The organism is Streptomyces sp. BBFR25 (assembly GCF_044590125.1).
GTDB lineage: Bacteria > Actinomycetota > Actinomycetes > Streptomycetales > Streptomycetaceae > Streptomyces > Streptomyces canus_D.
The window spans coordinates 8,433,082-8,459,460 of sequence record NZ_CP172447.1 but is presented as its reverse complement, the minus strand read 5'-3'; the positions used below and the strand labels follow the sequence as shown (position 1 = coordinate 8,459,460).

At 71.7% G+C, this 26,379-nt stretch carries 21 protein-coding genes and 3 pseudogenes; 14 read left to right on the top strand and 10 right to left on the bottom strand.

Features of this window, described 5'->3' with window-relative positions; translation table 11 throughout:
• Positions 1-8: 8 nt before the first annotated feature.
• From ACGH52_RS38050 to ACGH52_RS38030, 5 genes are read left to right on the top strand one after another with little or no spacing between them, the layout of a single operon-like run.
• Positions 9-1,085 (top strand): glycosidase, encoded by a 1,077-nt coding sequence (locus ACGH52_RS38050; RefSeq protein ID WP_121700630.1) that lies wholly within the window; start codon positions 9-11, stop codon positions 1,083-1,085.
• The gene (locus tag ACGH52_RS38045; protein ID WP_399946235.1) at positions 1,082-2,308 is read left to right on the top strand and encodes a Gfo/Idh/MocA family protein; all 1,227 of its coding nucleotides are present in this window, start codon (positions 1,082-1,084) and stop codon (positions 2,306-2,308) included. The genes ACGH52_RS38050 and ACGH52_RS38045 overlap by 4 nt, the downstream gene beginning before the upstream one ends.
• Positions 2,305-3,930, top strand: coding sequence for a glycoside hydrolase family 13 protein (locus ACGH52_RS38040; protein WP_399946232.1), 1,626 nt, complete (start codon positions 2,305-2,307; stop codon positions 3,928-3,930). Before ACGH52_RS38045 ends, ACGH52_RS38040 begins: the two co-directional genes overlap by 4 nt.
• A complete protein-coding gene (locus tag ACGH52_RS38035; protein WP_399946230.1) occupies positions 3,914-5,335 on the top strand; it encodes a phosphomannomutase/phosphoglucomutase in 1,422 nt (473 codons plus the stop codon). The genes ACGH52_RS38040 and ACGH52_RS38035 overlap by 17 nt, the downstream gene beginning before the upstream one ends.
• 53 nt (positions 5,336-5,388) lie before the next feature.
• Positions 5,389-5,532 carry a hypothetical protein gene (locus tag ACGH52_RS38030; protein WP_399947068.1) on the top strand — a complete coding sequence of 48 codons (144 nt, stop codon included), beginning with the start codon at positions 5,389-5,391 and terminating at the stop codon, positions 5,530-5,532.
• Positions 5,533-5,884: 352 nt separating this feature from the next.
• Here the strand turns inward: ACGH52_RS38030 and ACGH52_RS38025 are convergent.
• The 4 genes and pseudogenes from ACGH52_RS38025 to ACGH52_RS38010 form a co-directional block, all read right to left on the bottom strand.
• Positions 5,885-6,130: pseudogene (locus ACGH52_RS38025) on the bottom strand (Mu transposase C-terminal domain-containing protein); the annotation flags it as partial.
• Between the two features lie 1,433 nt (positions 6,131-7,563).
• Positions 7,564-8,136 (bottom strand): TnsA-like heteromeric transposase endonuclease subunit, encoded by a 573-nt coding sequence (locus ACGH52_RS38020; RefSeq protein WP_399946207.1) that lies wholly within the window; start codon positions 8,134-8,136, stop codon positions 7,564-7,566.
• 340 nt (positions 8,137-8,476) lie between these two features.
• Positions 8,477-8,701, bottom strand: coding sequence for a hypothetical protein (locus ACGH52_RS38015; RefSeq protein ID WP_362771004.1), 225 nt, complete (start codon positions 8,699-8,701; stop codon positions 8,477-8,479).
• A gap of 117 nt (positions 8,702-8,818) precedes the next feature.
• Complete coding sequence (locus ACGH52_RS38010; protein ID WP_399946212.1) at positions 8,819-9,847, bottom strand: DNA-binding protein; 1,029 nt, start codon at positions 9,845-9,847, stop codon at positions 8,819-8,821.
• A gap of 455 nt (positions 9,848-10,302) precedes the next feature.
• Here ACGH52_RS38010 and ACGH52_RS38005 point away from each other — a divergent pair, with 455 nt between their 5' ends.
• Genes ACGH52_RS38005 through ACGH52_RS37995 form a run of 3 tightly spaced genes read left to right on the top strand, consistent with a single transcriptional unit; the run spans position 10,303 to position 11,728 of the window.
• The gene (locus ACGH52_RS38005) at positions 10,303-10,584 is read left to right on the top strand and encodes a hypothetical protein (protein ID WP_054102655.1); all 282 of its coding nucleotides are present in this window, start codon (positions 10,303-10,305) and stop codon (positions 10,582-10,584) included.
• Positions 10,581-11,108, top strand: coding sequence for an RNA polymerase sigma factor (locus tag ACGH52_RS38000; RefSeq protein WP_399946215.1), 528 nt, complete (start codon positions 10,581-10,583; stop codon positions 11,106-11,108). Before ACGH52_RS38005 ends, ACGH52_RS38000 begins: the two co-directional genes overlap by 4 nt.
• On the top strand, positions 11,105-11,728 hold the full coding sequence (locus tag ACGH52_RS37995; protein ID WP_362771006.1) for a hypothetical protein: 624 nt from the start codon (positions 11,105-11,107) through the stop codon (positions 11,726-11,728). Before ACGH52_RS38000 ends, ACGH52_RS37995 begins: the two co-directional genes overlap by 4 nt.
• Before the next feature lie 336 nt (positions 11,729-12,064).
• Here the strand turns inward: ACGH52_RS37995 and ACGH52_RS37990 are convergent, their stop codons facing one another.
• From ACGH52_RS37990 to ACGH52_RS37970, 5 genes and pseudogenes are all read right to left on the bottom strand, one after another.
• The gene (locus tag ACGH52_RS37990; RefSeq protein WP_399946227.1) at positions 12,065-13,720 is read right to left on the bottom strand and encodes a transposase; all 1,656 of its coding nucleotides are present in this window, start codon (positions 13,718-13,720) and stop codon (positions 12,065-12,067) included.
• A gap of 30 nt (positions 13,721-13,750) precedes the next feature.
• Complete coding sequence (locus ACGH52_RS37985) at positions 13,751-13,876, bottom strand: hypothetical protein (protein ID WP_399946224.1); 126 nt, start codon at positions 13,874-13,876, stop codon at positions 13,751-13,753.
• 834 nt (positions 13,877-14,710) lie between these two features.
• Positions 14,711-17,379: pseudogene (locus ACGH52_RS37980) on the bottom strand (Helicase associated domain protein).
• On the bottom strand, positions 17,376-17,870 hold the full coding sequence (locus tag ACGH52_RS37975) for a hypothetical protein (RefSeq protein WP_210978215.1): 495 nt from the start codon (positions 17,868-17,870) through the stop codon (positions 17,376-17,378). The pseudogene ACGH52_RS37980 and the gene ACGH52_RS37975 overlap by 4 nt, the downstream one beginning before the upstream one ends.
• Positions 17,860-18,087: a hypothetical protein gene (locus ACGH52_RS37970; protein WP_121700720.1), complete on the bottom strand. Its 228-nt coding sequence runs from the start codon at positions 18,085-18,087 to the stop codon at positions 17,860-17,862. The genes ACGH52_RS37975 and ACGH52_RS37970 overlap by 11 nt, the downstream gene beginning before the upstream one ends.
• Before the next feature lie 243 nt (positions 18,088-18,330).
• Here ACGH52_RS37970 and ACGH52_RS37965 point away from each other — a divergent pair, with 243 nt between their 5' ends.
• Positions 18,331-18,627, top strand: coding sequence for a hypothetical protein (locus tag ACGH52_RS37965; protein ID WP_121700721.1), 297 nt, complete (start codon positions 18,331-18,333; stop codon positions 18,625-18,627).
• A 764-nt stretch (positions 18,628-19,391) separates the two neighbouring features.
• Here ACGH52_RS37965 and ACGH52_RS37960 read toward each other — a convergent pair.
• Positions 19,392-19,688, bottom strand: coding sequence for a hypothetical protein (locus tag ACGH52_RS37960; RefSeq protein WP_121700721.1), 297 nt, complete (start codon positions 19,686-19,688; stop codon positions 19,392-19,394).
• 243 nt (positions 19,689-19,931) lie between these two features.
• Between ACGH52_RS37960 and ACGH52_RS37955 the strand changes: the two genes are divergently transcribed.
• The 5 genes and pseudogenes from ACGH52_RS37955 (at position 19,932) to ACGH52_RS37935 (ending at position 25,953) form a co-directional block, all read left to right on the top strand.
• Positions 19,932-20,159: a hypothetical protein gene (locus tag ACGH52_RS37955; protein WP_121700720.1), complete on the top strand. Its 228-nt coding sequence runs from the start codon at positions 19,932-19,934 to the stop codon at positions 20,157-20,159.
• Entirely contained in the window at positions 20,149-20,643 is a 495-nt protein-coding gene (locus ACGH52_RS37950) for a hypothetical protein (RefSeq protein ID WP_210978215.1), read from the top strand. The genes ACGH52_RS37955 and ACGH52_RS37950 overlap by 11 nt, the downstream gene beginning before the upstream one ends.
• A pseudogene (locus ACGH52_RS37945) lies at positions 20,640-23,308 on the top strand (Helicase associated domain protein). The gene ACGH52_RS37950 and the pseudogene ACGH52_RS37945 overlap by 4 nt, the downstream one beginning before the upstream one ends.
• A 327-nt stretch (positions 23,309-23,635) precedes the next feature.
• Positions 23,636-24,268 carry a hypothetical protein gene (locus ACGH52_RS37940; protein WP_399946221.1) on the top strand — a complete coding sequence of 211 codons (633 nt, stop codon included), beginning with the start codon at positions 23,636-23,638 and terminating at the stop codon, positions 24,266-24,268.
• A gap of 311 nt (positions 24,269-24,579) precedes the next feature.
• Positions 24,580-25,953 (top strand): transposase, encoded by a 1,374-nt coding sequence (locus tag ACGH52_RS37935; protein WP_399946218.1) that lies wholly within the window; start codon positions 24,580-24,582, stop codon positions 25,951-25,953.
• Positions 25,954-26,379: the final 426 nt, after the last annotated feature.

The window sequence follows — 26,379 nt, the reverse complement described above, 5'->3', positions numbered from 1 at the left end:
TTCCCCCCATGAGCACCACCGGCGCCGCCGCGCGCATCCCCTACCGACTGGTACGCAAGGGCCTGGTCATGTCCCCGCTGCCCGGCGAGACCAACGAGGCCGAAGGAGTCCTCAACCCCGCCTCCGGACGCACCCCCGACGGCCGCCTGCACCTGCTGCCGCGTCTGGTCGCCGAGGGCAACATCTCCCGCGTCGGACTGGCCGAGGTCACCTTCACCGACGGTGTCCCCAGCGGCGTCGAGCGGCGCGGCGTCGTCCTCGCGCCCGACGAGGGCTGGGAGCGGGGCAAGAACAACGCCGGCGTCGAGGACCCGCGTGTCACGTGGATCCCCTCGCTCGGCAGGCACGTCATGTCCTACGTGGCCTACGGACCGCTCGGACCCAAGCCCGCCCTGGCCGTGTCCGAGAACCTCACCGACTGGACCCGGCTCGGCCCGATCCAGTTCGCCTACCAGCCGGACCTCGACACCGACCTGAACCTCTTCCCGAACAAGGACGTCGTCCACTTCCCCGAGCCCGTTCCCGGACCCGACGGGGAACCCGCCTACGCGATGCTGCACCGCCCGATGTGGGACCTCGGCTGGTTCCGGCCCGGCGAGGGAGTCCACCTGCCCGCCGGTGTCACCGACGAACGGCCCGGTATCTGGATCTCATACGTCCCCGTCGCCGAGGCCGAGGCCGACATCCGCGCCCTGGCCCGCCCGCGCGACCACCGCCTCGTCGCGCTGTCCGAACACCCCTGGGAGGAGCTGAAGATCGGCGGCGGCCCCGCCCCGATCCGTGTGCCCGAGGGCTGGCTGCTCCTCCACCACGGCGTCTCCGGGCACATCGAGGACCCCTTCGAGCAGAACCAGAAGGTGTCCTACGCGGCCGGCGCCATGATCCTCGACCCGGCCGACCCCGCGAGGGTCCTCGCCCGCTCCGAGGAGCCGCTGATGGCACCCGAGACAGAGGAGGAACGCGCCGGAACCGTCCCCAACGTCGTCTTCCCGACCGCCATCGAGGAGGTCGACGGGCAGCTCTACGTGTTCTACGGCATGGCGGACGCCCACATCGGCGTCGCCCTCCTGGAGCGCACCGCATGACCTCGGCGACGGCCCCGCTCGGCCTCGGCCTGGTCGGCTGCGGCGGTTTCGGAGCGTTCCTCCTGGACGCGGTGGCCGACCTGCCGGGGCTGCGTCCGGTCGCCGTCGCCGACCCCGACCCCCAGCGGGCGGGGGCACTGGGGGAGCGGTACGGCGTTCCCGCTCTCGCCTGCCTGGACGACCTGCTGGCGCGCCAGGAGGTGGCGGTCGTCGCCGTCGCCACCCCGCCGGACGCGCACGCCGCCATGGCCACCGCCACGCTGCGCGCCGGCCGGCACGTGCTCTGCGAGAAGCCCCTGGCCACCACGGCCCGTGAGGCCGGCGCAGTCGCGGCCGAGGCCGAGCGGGCGGGCCGGGTCCTCGTCGTGGACCACGTGCTGCGGTACAACCCGCTGGTGCGGGCCGTGGAACGGCTCACCGGTGAGGGGCTGCTCGCACCCCCGCGCCGGTTCCTGTTCGAGAACGACGCCTCCGACGAGGACCTCGGCCCCGACCACTGGTTCTGGGACCGTTCGCACAGCGGCGGCGTCTTCGTCGAGCACGGCGTGCACTTCTTCGACGCGGCCCGCGCCCTGCTGGGCTCCGACCCGCTCAGCGTGCGCGCCACCGCCGTACGGCGACCGGGCGGCCCCGTCGACATGGTCAGCGCCGACGTGCTCCACCCGGGCGGCGTCCTCGCCTCCCATCTCCACTCCTTCACCCACGCGCATCGCTGCGAACGCCAGCTCATGCGCCTGGACCACGGCTTCGCCGAGACCTGCATCGACGGCTGGATCCCGGTGCGCGCCGAGATCTCGGCATGGACGGACGAGGACGGCGCCCGCACCTGGGAGCGACTGCCCGAGCGGGCCGAGGCGCTGCTGCACGTGGAGGGTTTCCGACCGCACGGCGCTGAGCAGGTCTCGGTCGTCGTGGAACGCGACGCGGGCACTGCCCGTCCCGCGCGTGGGCGCGGAGAAGAACGTGTCGTACCGCATCATGTCCGCGCCGTGCTCGACCTGGGCGGTGAGGCACGCAAGGCGCATGTGTACCGCGAGAGCGTCCGGGCCGCGGCAGCCGACCTGCTTCGCGTCGCCCGCGACGGCGGCACCCCGGTCGCCGACGCGCTCGCCGGCCTTGCCGCGGTCGCCGTCGCCGAGGCCGCCACGCTGGCCGCCGACACCGGCATCGCACAGTCCGTACCCGGCTTCGCCACCAGGCCGTTCCTGTCGGAATCCGCATGAGCTGGTGGCAGGACACGGTGTGCTACGAGCTGTACCCGCGTGCCTTCGCCGACTCGGACGGCGACGGCATCGGCGACCTCGCCGGCGCGACCGAGCGGCTCGGGCACATCGCCACCCTGGGCGCGGACGCCGTGTGGATCACCCCCTTCTACCCGTCCCCGCTCGCCGACGGCGGCTACGACATCGCCGACCACTGCGGCATCGCGGCCGACCTCGGCACGGGCGAGGACTTCGACCGGCTCACCGCCCGCGCCCACGCGCTGGGCCTGAAGCTCATGGTCGACCTCGTGCCGAATCACACCTCCGACCGGCATCCCTGGTTCCAGGAGGCGCTGGCGGCCGGGCCCGGCTCCCCGGAGCGCGGACGCTACCTGTTCCGCCCAGGGCACGGCCCCGCCGGCGAACTGCCGCCCAACGACTGGCAGTCGGCCTTCGGCGGGCCCGCGTGGACCCGGGTGGCCGACGGCGAGTGGTACTGCCACCTGCACGCCCCCGAGCAGCCCGACCTCGACTGGCGGAACCCGGAGGTGCGTTCCGCCTTCGCCGGCATCCTGCGGTACTGGCTGGACCGAGGCGTGGACGGCTTCCGCGTCGACGTCGCACACGCCCTGTTCAAAGCCGAGCAGCTGCCCGACGCCGGACCCGGCCAGCACCGCGCCCCCCTGCGCAACCACCTGATGCCGTACTACGACCAGGAGGAACTGCACCCCCTGTACCGAGAATGGCGGGCCCTGCTGGACACCCACCCGGCGCCGCCCGGCGCGGTACCGCCGGGGGAGCGGGTGATGGTCGCCGAGGCCGCCGTGTTCGACCCCGCCAGGCTGGCCCGCTACATCCGCCCCGACGAGATGCACCAGGCCTTCAACTTCGCGTTCCTGGAGGCGCCCTGGGACCCGGCGGAGCTGCGACGCGTCATCGACGCCTCCCTCTCCGCACCGGGCGGCGGATCGGTCACCTGGCTGCTGTCCAGCCACGACGCGGTCCGCCCGGTGACCCGCCTCGGCTCGGCGGGCCGGGCCCGCGCGGCGGCCCTGCTCATGCTCGCGCTGCCCGGCTCCGCGTACCTCTACCAGGGCGAGGAACTCGGCCTGCCCCAGGCCACCGTCCCCGACGACCGCATCCGCGACCCCTTGTGGGAACGCTCCGGACACACCGACCGGGGCCGCGACGGCTCCCGCGTCCCCCTGCCCTGGTCCGGCGAGCGCGCCCCCTACGGATTCACCACCGCCGGCCCCGAGGACACCTGGCTGCCCCAACCGGACGACTGGGCGCCCTGCACCGTGGCCGCCCAGGACCGCGACCCCGACTCGACGCTCGCCCTGTACCGCGCCGCCCTGCGGCTGCGGCGCGCCCACCCCGCGCCCGACCCGACGGCCCCGCCCGCCTGGTACTCGGCCCCCGGCGACCCCTGCCTCGCCTTCCGACGCGGAGCCCTGGCCTGCGTCGTCAACCTCGCCACCCGGCCACTGCCCTGGGCGGCGCTCGGCATACCGGGGCGCCCTGTACTGGCCAGTGGGCCCATCGACGGCCACGAGCTGCCGCCCGACACCGCCCTGTGGCTCGTCGACGACACACCCGTTCCGCAGGACAACGAAGGAGACCGTCATGGCCGTCCCCGCTGAGCGCACCCCGCGCACCGACCTGTCGGCACTCGTCAAGGCGTACGACGTCCGCGGCGTCGTACCCGACCAGTGGGACGAGCGGACGGCCGAGCTGTTCGGCGCCGCGTTCGTCCAGGTCACCGGCGCACGCGCCCTCGTGACCGGACACGACATGCGCGCCTCCTCACCCGGCCTCGCGCGGGCCTTCGCCCAGGGAGCCCTGGCGCGGGGCGCGGACGTCGTCGAGACCGGCCTGTGCTCGACGGACCAGCTGTACTACGCCTCCGGAACGCTCGACCTGCCGGGCGCGATGTTCACCGCCTCGCACAACCCGGCCCGCTACAACGGCATCAAGATGTGCCGCGCCGGTGCCGTACCCATCGGCCAGGACAGCGGCCTCGGAGAGATCCGCACGCTCGTCGAGCGGTGGACCGACGCGGGCGCACCGCCCCCGCCCGCCCACCGCGCCGGCACCCTCACCCACCGCGACACACTCGAGGAGTACTCGGCCCATCTGCGCACCCTCGTCGACCTGACCGGCATCCGCCCGCTCAAGGTGGTCGTCGACGCGGGCAACGGCATGGGCGGCCACACCGTGCCCACGGTCCTCGCCGGCCTCCCGCTCGACGTCGTACCCCTCTACTTCGAGCTGGACGGCAGCTTCCCGAACCACGAGGCCAACCCGCTCGACCCGGCCAACATCGCGGACCTCCAGCAGCACGTCCGTACCGAACACGCCGACCTCGGCCTCGCCTTCGACGGGGACGCCGACCGCTGCTTCGTCGTCGACGAGCGCGGTGAACCGGTCGCGCCCTCCGCGATCACCGCCCTCGTGGCGCTGCGCGAACTGGAGCGCAGGCCGGGTGCCATCGTCCTGCACAACCTGATCACCTCACGCACCGTGCCCGAGGTGATCAGGGAAGCCGGCGGCACTCCCGTGCGCACCCGCGTCGGACACTCCTTCATCAAGGCCGAGATGGCCCGCACCGGCGCCGTGTTCGGCGGTGAACACTCCGCGCACTACTACTTCGCCGACTTCTGGAACGCCGACACCGGGATGCTCGCGGCCCTGCACGTCCTGGGCGCGCTCGGCTCCCAGGACGGCCGCCTGTCGGACCTCACCCGCCGCTTCGACCGGTACGCGGCCTCCGGCGAGATCAACTCGGCCGTCGACGACCCGGCCGCCCGCCTCGCCGCCGTTCGCACAGCCTGGCAGGACCGGCCCGGCGTCACCGTCGACGAACTGGACGGTCTCACCGTCACGGGCCCCGACTGGTGGTTCAACCTCCGCCCCTCCAACACCGAACCCCTCCTGAGGCTCAACACCGAGGCCCGCGAGCCGCAGACCATGCGCAAGCTGCGCGACCAGGTGCTGACCCTCGTCCGTGGGCGGCGAAGGATGCACGAGTGGTCGACGCCGGTCTGACCGGCTTCGTGACGGCCGAGCGCGGACGGTGCCGGGGCCTCGGCGTTGATCCAGTGAACGCATGGTGGGCGTGCGGCCCAGGGGCCGCACCTGCCCTGGCCCTGGGTACCGCCACCGCGCTCGCCGGACCCGCGTCCGCCGCTCCCGACACCACGCCCGAGAAGGTCTGCGGCAGCGGCTACAAGAGGGTCGACTAGGCATCCGTCGGCTCGCGCGGCGACCTCGTGGAGCCTTTCGGCGTCGGCCTGGATGCCGCGGACTCGGCCGGCCTGCCTGAGCAGTGTCTGCAGGCGTCGCCGTGTCAGCTTCGCAGCCATGGTGGGGGTCGGTGCCGCGGCCAGGATGGTGCGGGCTTCCTTCGAACACAGACCGTGCTTGTGCTGGGCGAAGGCGTCGAGAATCGCAGGGTAGAACTCTCTGAGCTGGGAGCGAAGCTTGTTGTGGGCCTGGCCGCGAGCCCAGACGGCGTCTTGTTGGGCCCGGGCGAGCACGGCGATGGCCTGGACGAGCTCGGTGGATCCAGGGGATTTCGGTGAGGTGGCCGTCGGGCAGCCGTACCCAGATCTGGCGCACGTCGTGGGGGTTGTAGTGGATCACCCATGTCCCGCCCCGGCCGGCGACGGGGGAGGCCTGGCCGCGGTAGGGGGCGAGGAGATCGGCGTCGTAGGTGCGGTGGTGGATGGTGATGCCGGCGGGGGTGATGGCCTGCCAGCGCACGGGCAGCAGTTCGAGGTAGTCGCGGCCGGTGAGCGGGACGGGAACGTGTCCGGCGACGGCGATGAGCGCGGCCCACATCTGGTTCGGCGTGAGCGCTTTGCGGGGCATCGGCGGGTGGCGGAGGCCTTCGTGGGGCCGGTGGTGGTAGTGCACCAGCCGTTCATCAAGCAGGTCTTGCAACTGGGCGACGCTGTAGCAGGCGTCTTTCTCGGTGTCGGGGCCGCGGCGGGTGACGTCGGAGCCGGTGTAGCCGGGCAGGTGCTGGCAGATGGTGCCGAAGGTCTGCTCGACGATGCCTTTGGCGGTGGGGGCGTGGGGCGGGGCGGGCTGGACGCTGATACCGAGGTGTTCGCAGGCGGCGGTGAACGCGGCGGAGACGAACACTTTGCCGCGGTCGACGACGATCGTTTCGGGCAGGACGACCGGCCGGGCCGCCGCGCCGGCCAGGCGCTCATCCAGTGCGGCCAGCCGCTGGTGGGGGAGTGCGGGGGCGTGGTCCATGCGCAGGACGTCGGGCCAGGTGGGCCGGGCGGGGTGGGAGACGGCCATCTCCGCGAGCAGCAGGGCGGCGTCGACGGCCTTGGTCGCGCTCGGGCACAGCACGGCGGCGGGGATGGCGCGGGTGGCGACGTCGACGGCGATGGTGAGTTCGGGCCGGGCCAGGCGCCCGTCGTCGAAGAGGGCGAGGACGTCCAGGCGGGTGGTGTCAACCTGCACTTGTTCACCGGGGCGCAGCGCCGTGGCGGGGGGGAAGGCCCGCCCGTCGACACTCGCGGGCACCTGCCTCACGGGCCCCGTGGGCAGTTCGCCGGGCCGGGCAAGAGCAGTGACCAGCCGGTACAGCGTGGCCTGGGACGGCGTGGGTACCGTGCCGGGGCCGTGCCGGTCCTGAAGGATCTGGTTGATCAGCGGGAGCACGCCGTTGATCGTGCCGCGGGAGCGGCCACGGCGGCGGCGCAGCGCTTCACGGACGGCGGCGACGACCCGTTCGTCGGCCCGTCCGGTGGGGCTGGAAGCACGGGTGGTGCGGTGGTCGAGGAGCCCCCACAGGCCTTGTTTGCGGTAGGCCAGGCGCATGCGCTGCACCGTGGTGCGCGCCACCCGGCCGAAGCCGAGCGCGGTCAGCTCTTCCGCTTTGGCCTGCTCGCGTTCGGCCAGCGTGTGCCGCTGCGGGTCGTACTGAGGCCGGACCGTTCCTTGGCTGCCGGGCCCTCCGGTGAGCCCGCATTCGACTTCCCTGACGTGCCGCTGCCAGGCCAGTGCCTTCTCGCGCGCCGCGGCAGGGGCGGTCTCGAACAGCCCCCACTGCGGGGCCGCCTGAGGCGCATCGGCGCCGATGACGGTGAAGGAGGGGTCGGCGAACAGGTGCCCGGCGAGCACGGCCTGGCCGCCGCCGTCCGGGCCGACGAGGCGAATGTCCTGCCCCGACAGGGCGACCACCTGCCACGTCACGTCACGGAACTTCACGCGCGCACCGACCTTCACGGACGGCCGGGCATTGCGCCGCGCGCTCACCGGGCGCCTCCCGTCTCGCCCGGGCTGCCCGAGCCCCGCGGGCTGACGAGGACGCGTTCATGCAGCGGCGTTGTGAGGTCTGCCGTCAGCTGTCCGTGCCACAGGGCGTGGAAGACGCACGGGAGAACCTCGATCGGGTCGCCGGCCGCTTCAGCGCCTTCGGTCAGCGGCCGCGGCCGCGCGAACGCCCCAACAACCGCCGCCGCCAGACCGGGGCGGCCGGCGTTGCGGGGGTGGCGGTAGCCGGCCAGCCATTTCAGGTTGGCGGCCAGAACACGCTCGAGCGGCGGCAGGCGCCGGTAGATCCAGCCGATGTCCGCGCACGCCTGCGCAACCGCCTCGGCGCCCTTTCTCGCGCGTTCGCCGCCGGCGTCGGGGTGGCTGGGGCAGTCGGCGAGCAGTGCGGTGCCGTCGGCACGCCGGGCGAAGAGCTGCGGCACCCAGGAACGGACCTGCCCGCGGGGATGACGCCACAGCAGCCGCACCGGCCGCCCCGCCAGGCCCGTCACCTCCGGGTCGCGGTCCAGCACCATCAGCTGGGCGCGCATCGCATTCGACCCTGCGGCCACGTGCCGCCCGGTCGTCGCCGACCACCACAGGCCCGGCCCCCACCGCCGCCCCCGGCACTACCGGGAACGCCGACACCGGCGGCAAGTCCTCGAACGCCACGGTCATAGCGGCATCCGCCCACCGCTGCTGCACCATCTGCCCCACCGGGTCGAGGAACACCGCCTCGAACCCGCCCAAGCGGCCCACGGCCGCCCGCCCTGCCCGGCTCCGGGCTGCCCCTGTGCTGGTCACCCGCGCCAGCCAAGCCGCCCCCGCCGACGCACACCGTCGTTTCCAGAATTCCTGCCACGAACGAGTGCTGTATCAGCCAACAACCGACCCGCCCCCGGCGCATCGCGCTCAGCTGTCCTCTTCTCGCCCGCCCGCGGTGAGCATGTCCCGGAGCACCGCGGCCGACATGTTCACCCACTGGGCCACCTCCTCCAGAGGCACGCCGCCGTTCACCGCCGCCAGGGCGGTCCGCTTCCAGGCGTTCTCGATCAGGCCGGCACTGTGACCGAGACCGCGCAGCAGCCGCCGGGCGACATCGGCGGTCGGTCCGCTCTGCACACCGCGCAGCTGCAACAGCTGCTCTTGGACGCTGTCGAGCGTGCTGGTGATCAGCCCTGCGCTGCTCGGCGGGCACCGTAGCCCGCCACATCGTCCCCGAACCGGGCGCCTTCCTCTCCTTGCCCAGCACCCTCAGCTGCCCGGCCAGGTCACGGCCTGATGTTCCCGCCGCAGCCACCACAGGTCGTTGTCATACCCGGGCGGCCCACCAACGCCGCGGCGAAGGCGGATGACGCTGCCCATCCACGCGATGAGCGGCCCGCCGTGGTCCGTCGCGGCCAACGGCCCCAGCCATCCTCGCCCCACCCGCTCCCCGAGCCTGCGGCAGAACAACCCGTCGGCGGGCAGCGCCCGCGGCCGCCCGGCCCCGCTGTCGGCCCACACCAGCTCGGCCATCGCAGGGTCCAGCAAGGCGTCGGCCACGGCCACCACCTCCGGGAAGACGACCGTGTCCCGTCCCACGATCCGCCACCGCTCCAGATCACCGCCGGCATCCCCACCTGCGACCTGGTGCAGGCGCCGCGGCCAGATCTTCTCCCGCTCCCAGCCGTAAGCCTGCTCCCGCCACCGGGCCACCACCGCGTGAGACAGCGCGAACACCCGCTCCGGGCCGGCCCCGGCCCGAACCGCCCGCCGCGCCACACCGGCGCACCGCCGCTGCGACGCAGCCACCTCGGGCAGAGCGCGGACATCGAGGTGCTCCAGCGGCTGGTCGGCGTCCGCGTCCAGGAGCCACCGCCCGTGCCGCACGCACACCCGCTCCCACCTCGGTGCGTACCGCACCACTGCCGTCGACGCCCCGGTGCGCCGGGCCGTGCACAGGCGGCAGCCGAACGCCACCGGCCCGACCAGCGCGCCGCCGGCCCGCCACGCTGCTGCCGGACCAGCCGCGTCCTTCCCGGCGAGCAGCCTGGCATCTTCCTGTTCCCAGGACGGCAGTGCCCGCGCCAGGACGCCAGGTGCGACCCCGCACACATCGGCCAGGAGCCGGCGCCCCGCCGCGTTGAACAGCACCTCGGCATCGGCCCGCTGCCCGCCACTGTCGTACGTGGGCGCAGAGTTGTGCCACTTCCATCCAGAGCGCAGCGTCTTCGCCTCCATCCCGTAGCGGGCGGCGATGCGGACCATGAGCGAGCACGTCGTCTCCCCGGGCAGAGGCACTACACGGAAGATTCCTACAACCATCGCGCCAGGCTCCCGCAGGGAGACGACCCGCCGCAGCCGTTCATCCGGCGCACAGCGACAACTGGCGGTGCCCGGCCAGACATTGATAATGCTGCATCACCCCGTGATGCAGAAACTCCCGAAGCCTCGGCAGTGCTCACGGGCCCTCCGACGCACCGCGCGAGCCCGCTCGTCGGTTGCCGGGCTCCCGCCGCCCAGCACCCCGCCCTCCGGCCCAGTGGCTCGCCCAGGGCGAGCCACCGCAGGGTGACGGACCAGCGTTCTTCCGACAAGCACCGGTTGTTTCTGCAGGTGAGCGGCTTGTCGATGGGGCAACAGAGGCCCGTGGGAAAAAAGTTGGCCTCTGACGTCCGGATTCCGGCCCCCCGGCGCGTGTAGGGAGTGAGGGTGAAGGTGCCCTCATCAACGAGTCGATGATGGGAGGCCGGTCTGTGACCTGGCTCGAGTGGATGGGAGCGGGTGGGATCTCGGTCCCGCTGATGTTCCTGGCGTACTACGCGCTGCGCCGTACCAAGAGCGCGGTGGAGATGTGCCTGAAGGAGTACCTGCAGGCCCGCACGGAGCGCGAGCAGCGCGCAACGATGATCGCGATGGCAGCGGCGCTGCCGGAGGGCGGGGCCGCCGCCCGCTTCGAGGAGGGGCAGCCGGCCTGGTTGTTCTACAAGCACTCGGAGCAGGGCCGGCCGGCGATCGCCACCCGGGAGGCTGCGTGACCGAGGCCGACCAGGGCACGGACTTCGAGGCGTTCGTCCTCGAGACCAGCGCGGCGTTCTCCCGCGTAGCCCAGGCCGAAGCGGGCGGCGACCTGCACAGCGCGGAAGATGCTGTGCAGGTCGCCTACATGCGCATGTTCACGTCGTGGGAAAAGATCGTAGCGCGGCCCGGAAACCGGGCCGCCTACGGCCGCACCGCAGTCAGGAACGCGGTGATCGACCAGTTCCGGCGTAACCAACGCATGACTCCTGCACCGTTGCAGGAACTGCCCGAACAGGAATCCCAGATCGGCATCCCCGATGCCGCCTACGAAATGATCAAAGAGGGTATCGATGAACTAGTCGCCAAACTTCCCGACCGGCAGCGGCAGGTCATCACCTTGTGCGTTCTCCAGGACATCAGCCCTGAAGACGCCGGGAAGCGCCTGCGCCTTAAGGAGGAGTCGGTGAAGCGCAACATCCGCATGGCCATCAACAACCTCAAGAAGTTCGTCAACGAGACCGGTGAGGAGGAAACCGTATGAGCACCTCGGACAAGGACAACGAGCAGAACGCCATCCGGCTCCTCGCCGTATGGACCCTGCTCGAACGCTCCGAGCAGGCACTTACGAAGAGCTCGCGGACACCCGAGGACTCGGCACAGGCGGAGGGGGGCCAGCTTGCCGGCTGGCCCCCGGCCCCCCGCCCATGGCCGGACGACCGGGAGCAAACCGAAGCTAAGAGCGAACTGGTACTCCTGCTGGCACGCGAGTGCGCACGCAAAACCACCGCAGAAGAAACCCGCAGAATCGCGGAGCTCCTGGAGTACCTGGACCGTGACGCGGAGGCTCTCACGTGGTGGCAATGGGCAGCAGAACGAGGTGACCGGGACGCGCATGACTACCTCGAGATGCTCCACATCGAAAGGCAGGAGCAAGAAAATCCAGCAGCTGACTCACCAACCTCGGAACTGGAAAAGAGTGCAGCATTTGACGTGTGGAGAGCCAGCAGGACAACTGCCGGTTCGCACACGTTCGCAGCAGTTCAACTGGCGTTGAGCGCTGCGGCGAACCCAGAGCTGAGCGAAGACGCGAAGCAGCTAGTAAGGGAAATCGAGGAGTACTTGCAGCACCCTGATCGCATGACAGACGGAAGGCGGCGCTGATGCGCAACACTCTTCTGACATGCTCCGAGGAACCGGGAGCCGCTCTATAGGCAGACCCATCATGAGTGCCTCACGCTGAGGCACAACGACTCGTTGAGGCAGCGGCCCGCCGTACCGGCGGGCCGCTGCCGCGTTCCCAGGACCGTCGAACGACTCACGCACCCCGCCAAGACAGTTCGCGAAGGTGAGTCCTCGCCGTGACCAGATGAAGCCAGCACAGCGTCAGAAGCCGCCACCGCACAGGAAGGACTGGGCCGACGTCCCTTCCCGGCCGGTGCATGACCGCAGCAGTGAAAGGCCCCTCTCAGGTCGGGCGAGGCATCCGGGATTCGTCTGTCAGCTGCCGCGGTGCAGCCGTCGGGCCACAGCAATCTGCCATTCGTGGTCTGTAGTCGGGAGTGTGAGGGCGGTGATCTGGTGCAGGGTGCCGTCGGCCAGCCAGCGTTTGTAGCGGCGGTAGCAGGTCTGCCAGGGGCCGTAGTGGGCGGGCTCTCTCCAGGGGGTGTCGGTGCGGGCGGTATGGGCGATGCCGTCGATGAGGAGCCGGTGTTCGCGCCAGCGTCCGCCGGCGCTCTGCTGGCGGGGCATGAGCGGACAGATCAGAGCCCAAGCCTGGTCGGACACCTCGCGGCGCCCGCTGGCGGTGAGCGCCGACGTCTGGGTGCCGGTGTGCTGGGGGAGGGCGTCCAGGAGCTGCTGCTGACCGGGGTGGAGCAGAACACGTCGTGCCCTGGGCCGGCGCAGCCAGGTCATGCTGCGTTCGGTCTCAGGAGCACCCGGCCACCACTGACAGCCCTCGGGCAGTCCGGCCAGACGGTAGCGGGCGGCCCACCACATCCGCTGCCACTGCACAGACCAGGGCGGATTCCACCAGGCATCGAGACCGGTGAGGGTGCGGGCGAGCCGGGTCAGGTGCCCGCTGGTGTGCTGGCGGACCCGCTGCGCGGCCAGCCACCGTCCCAGGGCGAACCCGTCCGCGGCGGTGGTGGGCGAGGACACCGCGAGATGCCCGTGGCGTGCGACGCAGGCACGCGCCGCGGCCAGGCCGTCGGCGGCCGGACGGCGCCGGCCGGGCCAGGCGTGAAACCGCTCCACCTCCTGGTGGCCGAGGCCGAGGCCGGCCAGCAGTTGCTGCTGCCCCTCATGCAGCTCGCGATAATGCGTGATCTGGTGACGCAGCCACCGCTCGAGCCGGCGCGGCACACCGGCCAGGTTGTCCCCGCCGTGCACCGGCCCGTTGACGCCCACGTGCTCACGCGCCCGGTACCAGGCCCGCTGCCAGTCAAGCGGCCAGGGCGGATTCCACCACAGATCCAACTCCTCCAGCCACGCCGTCTGCTCGGCGGTCAGCGACGCCGCGGCGACACGCCGGCCGGCCAGCCACCGCCCGAGATCGAACCCGTCCCCGACGCGGCCGCCGGTATGCGCCAGGGCCAGGTGACCGTGCAGCGCCACATACGCGCGAGCCTGCTCCAGCCCTCCAGCGAACAGCTGCTCACCCCGCCGCTTGAGACCGCCACCGTGCCCGGACCGCCGCGGCACCACCCCCGCCGTACGCCCTGCGCCCGCCACCCGCACCGCAGGCTCCGCCCCACCCGCGCCCGTTTCGGCGGCCGAGCCCACCAGGGCGCGCAGCCCGGGTGCGACCTCGACGGGACGGTGCACACTGCGCACCCACCACCCCTGCGCCGGGCCGGGCGCAGCGTCCACCGGCCGGCTGTGGGCACGGGCCACGGCCTGCGCCCACACCGACAACGGACCTGCCCAGGCAGCCTCCACCTCCCGCAGCCAGGGCCGCCCCAGCCGCCTGCCCAGCTCGGCGGCGACCCGCTCACCACCCGACCGCCCGCGCGCCGCGCCCCGCACCCCCACCTGCCCACGGCCGCCACCGGCAGCCAGGTGCTGCAGTCGCGGATCGGCCAGCGCACACGCCACCGCCACCACGTCGGGGAAGACCACCGCGTCCCGCGCCAGCAACCGCCACTGCGCCATCCCCCACCCGGCCGGCCACCCTTCACGCCGTCAGGTGGCCGCCACGACCTGCTCCAGCCGCCGCCCCCACACCCGCTCCCGCTCCCCGAACGCCTCCAGCTCCCACCACCCGCACACCACCGCACGCGCCAGCGCGAGACACCTCCACCGGCGCACCGCCCGCCCCACCCGCGTCGAGCCCCGCACGTGCCAGACACGCCCACCGCCGCTGCGCCCGCCCCAACTCCCCCGCCAGCGGCCCCACCGCGAGCCCCTCCAGCACGTGCCCGCCGCCGACATCGAGCAGCCACCGGCCATGATCCGTGCACAGCCGCTGCCACCGCGCCCGGTACACCCACGAAACCCCCGCGCCCCCGCGGCGGGCCGTACACAGCCGGCACCCGAACACCACCGGCCCCCACTGGTCCGCTCCCGTCCGCCACCGCACCCAGCCCTGCCCGTCCCCGCCGTAGCCGGCCAGCATCTCCGATCCGCCCCCCACGACGGCAGCGCCCGAGCCAGATGCCCGGCCGGCACCCGGCACCAGCCGGCCAACTGCACCTGCGCCACCGCATCGAGGAACACCTCGCCGTCCGGACGCACGCCGCGAGCCTGGTGCGCGGGGTTCACCCACCGCCACCATCCGGTCAGGTCGCCGGCCTGCAGCCGGTAAGCAGCGGCCACCCGGTGGAGAAAGGACCAGGTCGTCCCGCCCGGCACGGGCCTGACCCGCAGGACTGCTTCCACTCAGGCCACCCTCTCGCTCACCTCTGCAGGCATAACCGAGCGGGGCGGCAAGGGGTTCGCCCCTCCGTTCGCCGCCCAGTAAGACCCGCACAGTGGCAGACATGCCTTGCCGAGGCTGCCTGCCGCGGGTAAGGGGGGACCAGGGCCCGCACCGCGAGTCCCCGAGCGCAGGCTCCTGCTCAACCGTAGGCACCATGGACAAATGGAGTACGCACGACGTACGTCCTCCATGCGGAGACCAGGAGCGCTCGAACGTTGCCCCGGCTACGCCCACTGCATGCCCAGCTCCCGCAGCGCGTCGAGTTGCTCGGCGGTGAGCTTGTCGCGTCTGGCGCGGGTGTTCGATACCCATACGCCCAGGCGCACCGGTACCGGCTCGGCCTCGCCGTCGACCACGAGCTCCACGACCGCGCCGCGCGGGACGGGCCGCTGGGCGCCCTCCCGTTCGACCCACTGGGCGAGGGCTGCCAGGCCGCGCTGGAAGGCCTGCTGCGCCTTGGTCGGCCCCTTTGCCGCGCCCTTTGTCGCGGGGGCGGGAGGCGGCGCCTGGGCGGGCTGTACGCCCATCGCTGTCAACCGCTGCTGCTGTCCCTCGGAGAGCTCCACCCAACTGCGGCGTTGCCGCTGAAGCCATTTGCCGAGGTCATCGCCTTCGTAGAGGACGCCGGGTGCGATGTCGGGCACGATTCCGCCGGGTTCGTCGGCGGCGAGGTGGGCGAGGTGGCGGTAGTGGCGTTGCCAGTCCAGTGGCCAGGGGCAGTTCCAGTCGGGGTCGATCCCGGAGAGCTGGGCGCCCCGTGTCTGCGCCCGTTCGGACTTCTTGCCGAGGCCGCCCTTACGCCTGAGATTCGCCAGTAGCTGACCGATGGGGACAGGCTTGCCGTCGGCGGGGTCGTCCCACACCGCGTCCTGCCTCGGGGCCAGGTGCCCCGTGGCGCGCCGGTACGAGCGCAACACCGCCAGCTTCGTCTCCCAGGCTTCCTCGCCGGGCTCCCAGACCATGCCGGCCTCCGGCGCGTCCAGCAGTGTCTTGCGCCGAGGTTGCAGCTCTGCGGCCCGCAGGGCTTTCCGCTGTTGGTGGACCCATCGCCCCAGCGGAAACGCCTTCGTCGCTCCCACCTCGGTCTCTACGTCATACGGAACGGCGTGGAGACCGGTGATCTCGTGTTCCTTCCGCCAGCGCAGCAGGGCCTGGTAGCCCTCCAGCCAGACCAGCGACTCGGGCCGGTAGACGCGGGAACGCAGGAACGCCGCGATCGTGGCCGCGTCCCTGGGGGTGGAGAAGTGCAGCAGTGCGGACTCGACCGCACTGGTGTCGTCCTGCCCCTGGTCCTCGATCCCCTCGACGCCGCTGGTCCCGATGATCCGGCCGGTCTCGTCGCGCTGGATGTGGACCTTGCGCTTGCCGCTGGTGAGGGCACGCGAGGCGAGCTGCTCCACGAGTCGTTCATCGTGCGAGCGCAGGCCTTGGAGCACAGCGACCAACCCCGTATACGAGGCGGAGGCGATCATGTCGGTGGGGTCTTCGCCGGGCTGGAGGAAGACGGGCACGATGATCCGCGCGACCTTGGTGGAGCCGTCTCGGTTGAGCCGGAGTGCCCGGCCGATGTTCTGCACGATCTCGACCTGCGAGCCGCGGGTGTCCGCGAAGCAGACGGCTTCCACGCCTCGTTCGCCGGTGATGTCGACGCCTTCCCCAAGGACTCGGCAGCTGGCGAGGAACGCCCGGTGCACGCGTCGGCCCTCTGCGTCGATGCCGTTGGCGAACTGCCGCAGCACCTCACGCCGCTCGGACACGAGGTGGTCGCCGCACAGCCACGCCGACCAGACGCGGTCCGGCGGGACGTGGCGGCCTGCCTCCAGCTCGTAGAACTGAGCGCCGATCGACGACGCGGGCAGCTCCTCCGCGGCCGCCAGGTCCTCGGCCGAGGTATCGCGCGCATACAGCGCGGCTGCGGTCTTCGGCAGCTTCTCCGCGAACGCAGCAGCTTCATCGACCTTCTGGTGGAAGGTCATGACCGTACGCAGGTTGTACGCCGCGGCGTGTTCCAAAAGTGCGGTGTGTAGCAGCGCCAGGCGCCGGCCTCGCCGTGCCTCCTCGGCTTCCCCGGAGGCGGGGGAGGGTCGTGGATCTCGAGGACGTCGATCTCGAATCCGGCGAGGATGCCCCGCTCGATGGCCTCCGAGAGCCCCAGTTCGGCGCCGGGAAGCCAGGCCCCGAAGGTGCCGTTCGGGTCGTCGGCCATGCTCGCGAGTTCCACCTCCTGGCCCTCCTTCCCGTGCTGAGGTCGGGGTGAGGCGAGGATCCGTGGGGTGGCGGTGAGGTAGAGCCGGTAGTCGGCGGGGATCCGCTGGTTGTCGTGGATCGCCGCCCACGGCCGACCAAGATCGCCTGCGGTCGAGTGGGCCTCGTCCACGATGGCGAGGTCGAACAGGGCCATTTGCTGGCCGTAGAGCCGTTCCCCGCCCGCCAGGGCGGCCTCCAGCGGCCCACGGACCGTCCGCTGGCCCGTCGGGTCCTCCGGGTCCTCGCGGTCCACCAGCGAGGCGTAGGTGGCGAACACGACCACGGGCCCGGTTCCAGCCCACAGCGCCAGCTGGATCGCATTCGTGGTGGTGCGCACCCCCAGCGAGCCCAGCACCTGGTCGTTCTCCAGCGAACACACCGCCACCATCAGCGCCCGGTGGCCCACCGCCCGCCACGCCTGGGCGGTCTGCGCGAGCAGATCCAGGGTCGGCACGGTCACCAGGATCCGCCCGCCCGGGAAGCACTCCAGCGCGCTCACAGCAGCCGTGATCGTCTTGCCCGACCCGGTCGCGGACACCAGCGTGCCCCGAGCCCCCTGCCCGGGCGCAGAAGATCTTGCAAAGAATTTGACCCACTCCCGAATGGCCGTTTTCTGGGTCACCTGATGTTCCCGGAGACTGATCACAGATTTCGACCTTTCCTTTTTCCGGGCGACATCAGGTTCTTCCACCACGTACCCGTGCTCGAAAAGACCGCGCCCCCGTCGGGGGCAGGAGCGGGGTAGGGGTACCTGTCGATCCCGCCGCGCGCGGGCAACTCGTCCTCGAAGTCGCAGGCGGCTACAGCTTTGAAGCCACCGTGCCACAGCGCTTCGAGCACGGCCGTGACGGCCTGCACCACCTCGGCACGTGTCCCCTCGGAGGCCTCGCACTCCAGCACGGTCGGCCATTCCAGGAAGTCGAAGGGGTGAGCGCGCCGGCCTGTGGCGTAGTCGTTGGGCTCGCCGGTCACGCGCACCGGCCCGATTGCCAGCTCTGGACCGTCGTCCTCGACGAGGCCGAGGGCGTCTCGAAGCCGGGCCATGATCCGCGGGGCGGCATCCGCGTCCACGTAGATCGAGGCGTCGCTGTAAGGGGAGCCCGGGCCGAGGGGCGACGGCCCGTGATCATTCGTCACGCGCGCTCCCTGCGGATTTGGCCGGGGTGAGGGTGAGGAAGCGCTGGAGCAGCCGCTGGGGCAGCAACGTGAGCCCGAAGCACACCTCGTTCGGATCCGCCTCAGCATCCAGGAGTATGGAGAGGGTCTCGTACTCACTGATCTCCACGGCCTGATGCGCCGGTGTCCGCGGCTCCACCTCAGGCCAGGAGCCCGGCCTCAGCGCATCGGAACCCATGGCGCCCTTCCCCTCTCCACTGGCCCTGATGGGCCGTGGCTGTCAGATAGCAGACGGGCCACGGACCTAACGCGCCGAAGCCGATACGCCCTCAATCCCCACTACCGGGTGTCCCCGCTTTACGCCAATGCTACATGCTGCATCACATCGAGATGCGGACATGCGTGATCTCTCGACAGAGCACTTCCACAAGACCTCACCCGACCCCGATGGGCATCACGCATCGGGGGTACACGGTGCCGCATGGCACCGAAGACCGAACGCATCCAGTTCCTGCGGGCCGTGCGGCAGCTGCGCCGGATCCGCTCCTTCTACGCTGCGGCCGTTCTGCTGTGGACGGGGACCACTGCCTGGACGGGCTGGCAGGCTCCGGGGAGCCGGCAGATGTGGGTGTCCGTTCTCCTCCTGGCCGTCTTCGCCGTACTGCTCGTCACCGCGAGCCTCGCCCTGCGGCGTCTCGCCGTTCCCGCAACGGGCCGGCCCGTGCACCACACTGCCCCGCACAAGCTGCCGAGTACCCACCGGCACGCTCATGCCTGAGGGCCCGTCACCCTGCTCACGCGTCAGCCAGGCCCCAGTCACGCCTGCTTTGGGCGGGGCCGTGTGGCCTGTTGACAGACCGTGACCGGACCGCACAAGCCCCAGTCTCTGTAGGCGCCCGGGCCGAAGGCCCGTTGACCGGCCCGCGCTAGCTGGTCCGGCCTTCGTGGCGCGTAGCGCCATCAGGTGGCTGGAGCGCAGCGGAGGCCGCCCCGAGGCCGCAGGCCCCCAGCTCCGGGAGCGCAGCGGACGGAGCGTCACTGGCCCGGCGCAGCCGGCCAGTGAGCGGGACGCGCAGCGTCCCGCCGGCGCTCCCGCGGAGCGGAGCGCAACACCCGCGCGCAGCGCGGGTGTTCGCTTGCCCATCGCGCAGCGATGGGGCCCCATCGCTGCGCGATGGGCAAGCGAACACCCGCGCTGCGCGCGGGTGTTGCGCTCCCGCTCCGCGGGAGCGCCGGCGGGACGCTGCGCGTCCCGCTCACTGGCCCGGCTGCGCCGGGCCAGTGACGCTCCGTCCGCTGCGCTCCCGGAGCTGGGGGCCTGCGGCCTCGGGGCGGCCTCCGCTGCGCTCCAGCCACCTGATGGCGCTACGCGCCACGAAGGCCGGACCCGCTAGCGCGGGCCGGTCAACGGGCCTTCGGCCCGGGCGCCTACAGAGACTGGGGCTTGTGCGGTCCGGTCACGGTCTGTCAACAGGCCACACGGCCCCGCCCAAAGCAGGCGTGACTGGGGCCTGGCTGACGCGTGAGCAGGGTGACGGGCCCTCAGGCATGAGCGTGCCGGTGGGTACTCGGCAGCTTGTGCGGGGCAGTGTGGTGCACGGGCCGGCCCGTTGCGGGAACGGCGAGACGCCGCAGGGCGAGGCTCGCGGTGACGAGCAGTACGGCGAAGACGGCCAGGAGGAGAACGGACACCCACATCTGCCGGCTCCCCGGAGCCTGCCAGCCCGTCCAGGCAGTGGTCCCCGTCCACAGCAGAACGGCCGCAGCGTAGAAGGAGCGGATCCGGCGCAGCTGCCGCACGGCCCGCAGGAACTGGATGCGTTCGGTCTTCGGTGCCATGCGGCACCGTGTACCCCCGATGCGTGATGCCCATCGGGGTCGGGTGAGGTCTTGTGGAAGTGCTCTGTCGAGAGATCACGCATGTCCGCATCTCGATGTGATGCAGCATGTAGCATTGGCGTAAAGCGGGGACACCCGGTAGTGGGGATTGAGGGCGTATCGGCTTCGGCGCGTTAGGTCCGTGGCCCGTCTGCTATCTGACAGCCACGGCCCATCAGGGCCAGTGGAGAGGGGAAGGGCGCCATGGGTTCCGATGCGCTGAGGCCGGGCTCCTGGCCTGAGGTGGAGCCGCGGACACCGGCGCATCAGGCCGTGGAGATCAGTGAGTACGAGACCCTCTCCATACTCCTGGATGCTGAGGCGGATCCGAACGAGGTGTGCTTCGGGCTCACGTTGCTGCCCCAGCGGCTGCTCCAGCGCTTCCTCACCCTCACCCCGGCCAAATCCGCAGGGAGCGCGCGTGACGAATGATCACGGGCCGTCGCCCCTCGGCCCGGGCTCCCCTTACAGCGACGCCTCGATCTACGTGGACGCGGATGCCGCCCCGCGGATCATGGCCCGGCTTCGAGACGCCCTCGGCCTCGTCGAGGACGACGGTCCAGAGCTGGCAATCGGGCCGGTGCGCGTGACCGGCGAGCCCAACGACTACGCCACAGGCCGGCGCGCTCACCCCTTCGACTTCCTGGAATGGCCGACCGTGCTGGAGTGCGAGGCCTCCGAGGGGACACGTGCCGAGGTGGTGCAGGCCGTCACGGCCGTGCTCGAAGCGCTGTGGCACGGTGGCTTCAAAGCTGTAGCCGCCTGCGACTTCGAGGACGAGTTGCCCGCGCGCGGCGGGATCGACAGGTACCCCTACCCCGCTCCTGCCCCCGACGGGGGCGCGGTCTTTTCGAGCACGGGTACGTGGTGGAAGAACCTGATGTCGCCCGGAAAAAGGAAAGGTCGAAATCTGTGATCAGTCTCCGGGAACATCAGGTGACCCAGAAAACGGCCATTCGGGAGTGGGTCAAATTCTTTGCAAGATCTTCTGCGCCCGGGCAGGGGGCTCGGGGCACGCTGGTGTCCGCGACCGGGTCGGGCAAGACGATCACGGCTGCTGTGAGCGCGCTGGAGTGCTTCCCGGGCGGGCGGATCCTGGTGACCGTGCCGACCCTGGATCTGCTCGCGCAGACCGCCCAGGCGTGGCGGGCGGTGGGCCACCGGGCGCTGATGGTGGCGGTGTGTTCGCTGGAGAACGACCAGGTGCTGGGCTCGCTGGGGGTGCGCACCACCACGAATGCGATCCAGCTGGCGCTGTGGGCTGGAACCGGGCCCGTGGTCGTGTTCGCCACCTACGCCTCGCTGGTGGACCGCGAGGACCCGGAGGACCCGACGGGCCAGCGGACGGTCCGTGGGCCGCTGGAGGCCGCCCTGGCGGGCGGGGAACGGCTCTACGGCCAGCAAATGGCCCCGTTCGACCTCGCCATCGTGGACGAGGCCCACTCGACCGCAGGCGATCTTGGTCGGCCGTGGGCGGCGATCCACGACAACCAGCGGATCCCCGCCGACTACCGGCTCTACCTCACCGCCACCCCACGGATCCTCGCCTCACCCCGACCTCAGCACGGGAAGGAGGGCCAGGAGGTGGAACTCGCGAGCATGGCCGACGACCCGAACGGCACCTTCGGGGCCTGGCTTCCCGGCGCCGAACTGGGGCTCTCGGAGGCCATCGAGCGGGGCATCCTCGCCGGATTCGAGATCGACGTCCTCGAGATCCACGACCCCTCCCCCGCCTCCGGGGAAGCCGAGGAGGCACGGCGAGGCCGGCGCCTGGCGCTGCTACACACCGCACTTTTGGAACACGCCGCGGCGTACAACCTGCGTACGGTCATGACCTTCCACCAGAAGGTCGATGAAGCTGCTGCGTTCGCGGAGAAGCTGCCGAAGACCGCAGCCGCGCTGTATGCGCGCGATACCTCGGCCGAGGACCTGGCGGCCGCGGAGGAGCTGCCCGCGTCGTCGATCGGCGCTCAGTTCTACGAGCTGGAGGCAGGCCGCCACGTCCCGCCGGACCGCGTCTGGTCGGCGTGGCTGTGCGGCGACCACCTCGTGTCCGAGCGGCGTGAGGTGCTGCGGCAGTTCGCCAACGGCATCGACGCAGAGGGCCGACGCGTGCACCGGGCGTTCCTCGCCAGCTGCCGAGTCCTTGGGGAAGGCGTCGACATCACCGGCGAACGAGGCGTGGAAGCCGTCTGCTTCGCGGACACCCGCGGCTCGCAGGTCGAGATCGTGCAGAACATCGGCCGGGCACTCCGGCTCAACCGAGACGGCTCCACCAAGGTCGCGCGGATCATCGTGCCCGTCTTCCTCCAGCCCGGCGAAGACCCCACCGACATGATCGCCTCCGCCTCGTATACGGGGTTGGTCGCTGTGCTCCAAGGCCTGCGCTCGCACGATGAACGACTCGTGGAGCAGCTCGCCTCGCGTGCCCTCACCAGCGGCAAGCGCAAGGTCCACATCCAGCGCGACGAGACCGGCCGGATCATCGGGACCAGCGGCGTCGAGGGGATCGAGGACCAGGGGCAGGACGACACCAGTGCGGTCGAGTCCGCACTGCTGCACTTCTCCACCCCCAGGGACGCGGCCACGATCGCGGCGTTCCTGCGTTCCCGCGTCTACCGGCCCGAGTCGCTGGTCTGGCTGGAGGGCTACCAGGCCCTGCTGCGCTGGCGGAAGGAACACGAGATCACCGGTCTCCACGCCGTTCCGTATGACGTAGAGACCGAGGTGGGAGCGACGAAGGCGTTTCCGCTGGGGCGATGGGTCCACCAACAGCGGAAAGCCCTGCGGGCCGCAGAGCTGCAACCTCGGCGCAAGACACTGCTGGACGCGCCGGAGGCCGGCATGGTCTGGGAGCCCGGCGAGGAAGCCTGGGAGACGAAGCTGGCGGTGTTGCGCTCGTACCGGCGCGCCACGGGGCACCTGGCCCCGAGGCAGGACGCGGTGTGGGACGACCCCGCCGACGGCAAGCCTGTCCCCATCGGTCAGCTACTGGCGAATCTCAGGCGTAAGGGCGGCCTCGGCAAGAAGTCCGAACGGGCGCAGACACGGGGCGCCCAGCTCTCCGGGATCGACCCCGACTGGAACTGCCCCTGGCCACTGGACTGGCAACGCCACTACCGCCACCTCGCCCACCTCGCCGCCGACGAACCCGGCGGAATCGTGCCCGACATCGCACCCGGCGTCCTCTACGAAGGCGATGACCTCGGCAATGGCTTCAGCGGCAACGCCGCAGTTGGGTGGAGCTCTCCGAGGGACAGCAGCAGCGGTTGACAGCGATGGGCGTACAGCCCGCCCAGGCGCCGCCTCCCGCCCCCGCGACAAAGGGCGCGGCAAAGGGGCCGACCAAGGCGCAGCAGGCCTTCCAGCGCGGCCTGGCAGCCCTCGCCCAGTGGGTCGAACGGGAGGGCGCCCAGCGGCCCGCCCTGCGCGGCGCGGTCGTGGAGCTCGTGGTCGACGGCGAGGCCGAGCCGGTACCGGTGCGCCTGGGCGTATGGGTATCGAACACCCGCGCCAGACGCGACAAGCTCACCGCCGAGCAACTCGACGCGCTGCGGGAGCTGGGCATGCAGTGGGCGTAGCCGGGGCAACGTTCGAGCGCTCCTGGTCTCCGCATGGAGGACGTACGTCGTGCGTACTCCATTTGTCCATGGTGCCTACGGTTGAGCAGGAGCCTGCGCTCGGGGACTCGCGGTGCGGGCCCTGGTCCCCCCTTACCCGCGGCAGGCAGCCTCGGCAAGGCATGTCTGCCACTGTGCGGGTCTTACTGGGCGGCGAACGGAGGGGCGAACCCCTTGCCGCCCCGCTCGGTTATGCCTGCAGAGGTGAGCGAGAGGGTGGCCTGAGTGGAAGCAGTCCTGCGGGTCAGGCCCGTGCCGGGCGGGACGACCTGGTCCTTTCTCCACCGGGTGGCCGCTGCTTACCGGCTGCAGGCCGGCGACCTGACCGGATGGTGGCGGTGGGTGAACCCCGCGCACCAGGCTCGCGGCGTGCGTCCGGACGGCGAGGTGTTCCTCGATGCGGTGGCGCAGGTGCAGTTGGCCGGCTGGTGCCGGGTGCCGGCCGGGCATCTGGCTCGGGCGCTGCCGTCGTGGGGGGGCGGATCGGAGATGCTGGCCGGCTACGGCGGGGACGGGCAGGGCTGGGTGCGGTGGCGGACGGGAGCGGACCAGTGGGGGCCGGTGGTGTTCGGGTGCCGGCTGTGTACGGCCCGCCGCGGGGGCGCGGGGGTTTCGTGGGTGTACCGGGCGCGGTGGCAGCGGCTGTGCACGGATCATGGCCGGTGGCTGCTCGATGTCGGCGGCGGGCACGTGCTGGAGGGGCTCGCGGTGGGGCCGCTGGCGGGGGAGTTGGGGCGGGCGCAGCGGCGGTGGGCGTGTCTGGCACGTGCGGGGCTCGACGCGGGTGGGGCGGGCGGTGCGCCGGTGGAGGTGTCTGCGCTGGCGCGTGCGGTGGTGTGCGGGTGGTGGGAGCTGGAGGCGTTCGGGGAGCGGGAGCGGGTGTGGGGGCGGCGGCTGGAGCAGGTCGTGGCGGCCACCTGACGGCGTGAAGGGTGGCCGGCCGGGTGGGGGATGGCGCAGTGGCGGTTGCTGGCGCGGGACGCGGTGGTCTTCCCCGACGTGGTGGCGGTGGCGTGTGCGCTGGCCGATCCGCGACTGCAGCACCTGGCTGCCGGTGGCGGCCGTGGGCAGGTGGGGGTGCGGGCGCGGCGCGCGGGCGGTCGGGTGGTGAGCGGGTCGCCGCCGAGCTGGGCAGGCGGCTGGGGCGGCCCTGGCTGCGGGAGGTGGAGGCTGCCTGGGCAGGTCCGTTGTCGGTGTGGGCGCAGGCCGTGGCCCGTGCCCACAGCCGGCCGGTGGACGCTGCGCCCGGCCCGGCGCAGGGGTGGTGGGTGCGCAGTGTGCACCGTCCCGTCGAGGTCGCACCCGGGCTGCGCGCCCTGGTGGGCTCGGCCGCCGAAACGGGCGCGGGTGGGGCGGAGCCTGCGGTGCGGGTGGCGGGCGCAGGGCGTACGGCGGGGGTGGTGCCGCGGCGGTCCGGGCACGGTGGCGGTCTCAAGCGGCGGGGTGAGCAGCTGTTCGCTGGAGGGCTGGAGCAGGCTCGCGCGTATGTGGCGCTGCACGGTCACCTGGCCCTGGCGCATACCGGCGGCCGCGTCGGGGACGGGTTCGATCTCGGGCGGTGGCTGGCCGGCCGGCGTGTCGCCGCGGCGTCGCTGACCGCCGAGCAGACGGCGTGGCTGGAGGAGTTGGATCTGTGGTGGAATCCGCCCTGGCCGCTTGACTGGCAGCGGGCCTGGTACCGGGCGCGTGAGCACGTGGGCGTCAACGGGCCGGTGCACGGCGGGGACAACCTGGCCGGTGTGCCGCGCCGGCTCGAGCGGTGGCTGCGTCACCAGATCACGCATTATCGCGAGCTGCATGAGGGGCAGCAGCAACTGCTGGCCGGCCTCGGCCTCGGCCACCAGGAGGTGGAGCGGTTTCACGCCTGGCCCGGCCGGCGCCGTCCGGCCGCCGACGGCCTGGCCGCGGCGCGTGCCTGCGTCGCACGCCACGGGCATCTCGCGGTGTCCTCGCCCACCACCGCCGCGGACGGGTTCGCCCTGGGACGGTGGCTGGCCGCGCAGCGGGTCCGCCAGCACACCAGCGGGCACCTGACCCGGCTCGCCCGCACCCTCACCGGTCTCGATGCCTGGTGGAATCCGCCCTGGTCTGTGCAGTGGCAGCGGATGTGGTGGGCCGCCCGCTACCGTCTGGCCGGACTGCCCGAGGGCTGTCAGTGGTGGCCGGGTGCTCCTGAGACCGAACGCAGCATGACCTGGCTGCGCCGGCCCAGGGCACGACGTGTTCTGCTCCACCCCGGTCAGCAGCAGCTCCTGGACGCCCTCCCCCAGCACACCGGCACCCAGACGTCGGCGCTCACCGCCAGCGGGCGCCGCGAGGTGTCCGACCAGGCTTGGGCTCTGATCTGTCCGCTCATGCCCCGCCAGCAGAGCGCCGGCGGACGCTGGCGCGAACACCGGCTCCTCATCGACGGCATCGCCCATACCGCCCGCACCGACACCCCCTGGAGAGAGCCCGCCCACTACGGCCCCTGGCAGACCTGCTACCGCCGCTACAAACGCTGGCTGGCCGACGGCACCCTGCACCAGATCACCGCCCTCACACTCCCGACTACAGACCACGAATGGCAGATTGCTGTGGCCCGACGGCTGCACCGCGGCAGCTGACAGACGAATCCCGGATGCCTCGCCCGACCTGAGAGGGGCCTTTCACTGCTGCGGTCATGCACCGGCCGGGAAGGGACGTCGGCCCAGTCCTTCCTGTGCGGTGGCGGCTTCTGACGCTGTGCTGGCTTCATCTGGTCACGGCGAGGACTCACCTTCGCGAACTGTCTTGGCGGGGTGCGTGAGTCGTTCGACGGTCCTGGGAACGCAGGCGGCCCGCCGGTACGGCGGGCCGCTGCCTCAACGAGTCGTTGTGCCTCAGCGTGAGGCACTCATGATGGGTCTGCCTATAGAGCGGCTCCCGGTTCCTCGGAGCATGTCAGAAGAGTGTTGCGCATCAGCGCCGCCTTCCGTCTGTCATGCGATCAGGGTGCTGCAAGTACTCCTCGATTTCCCTTACTAGCTGCTTCGCGTCTTCGCTCAGCTCTG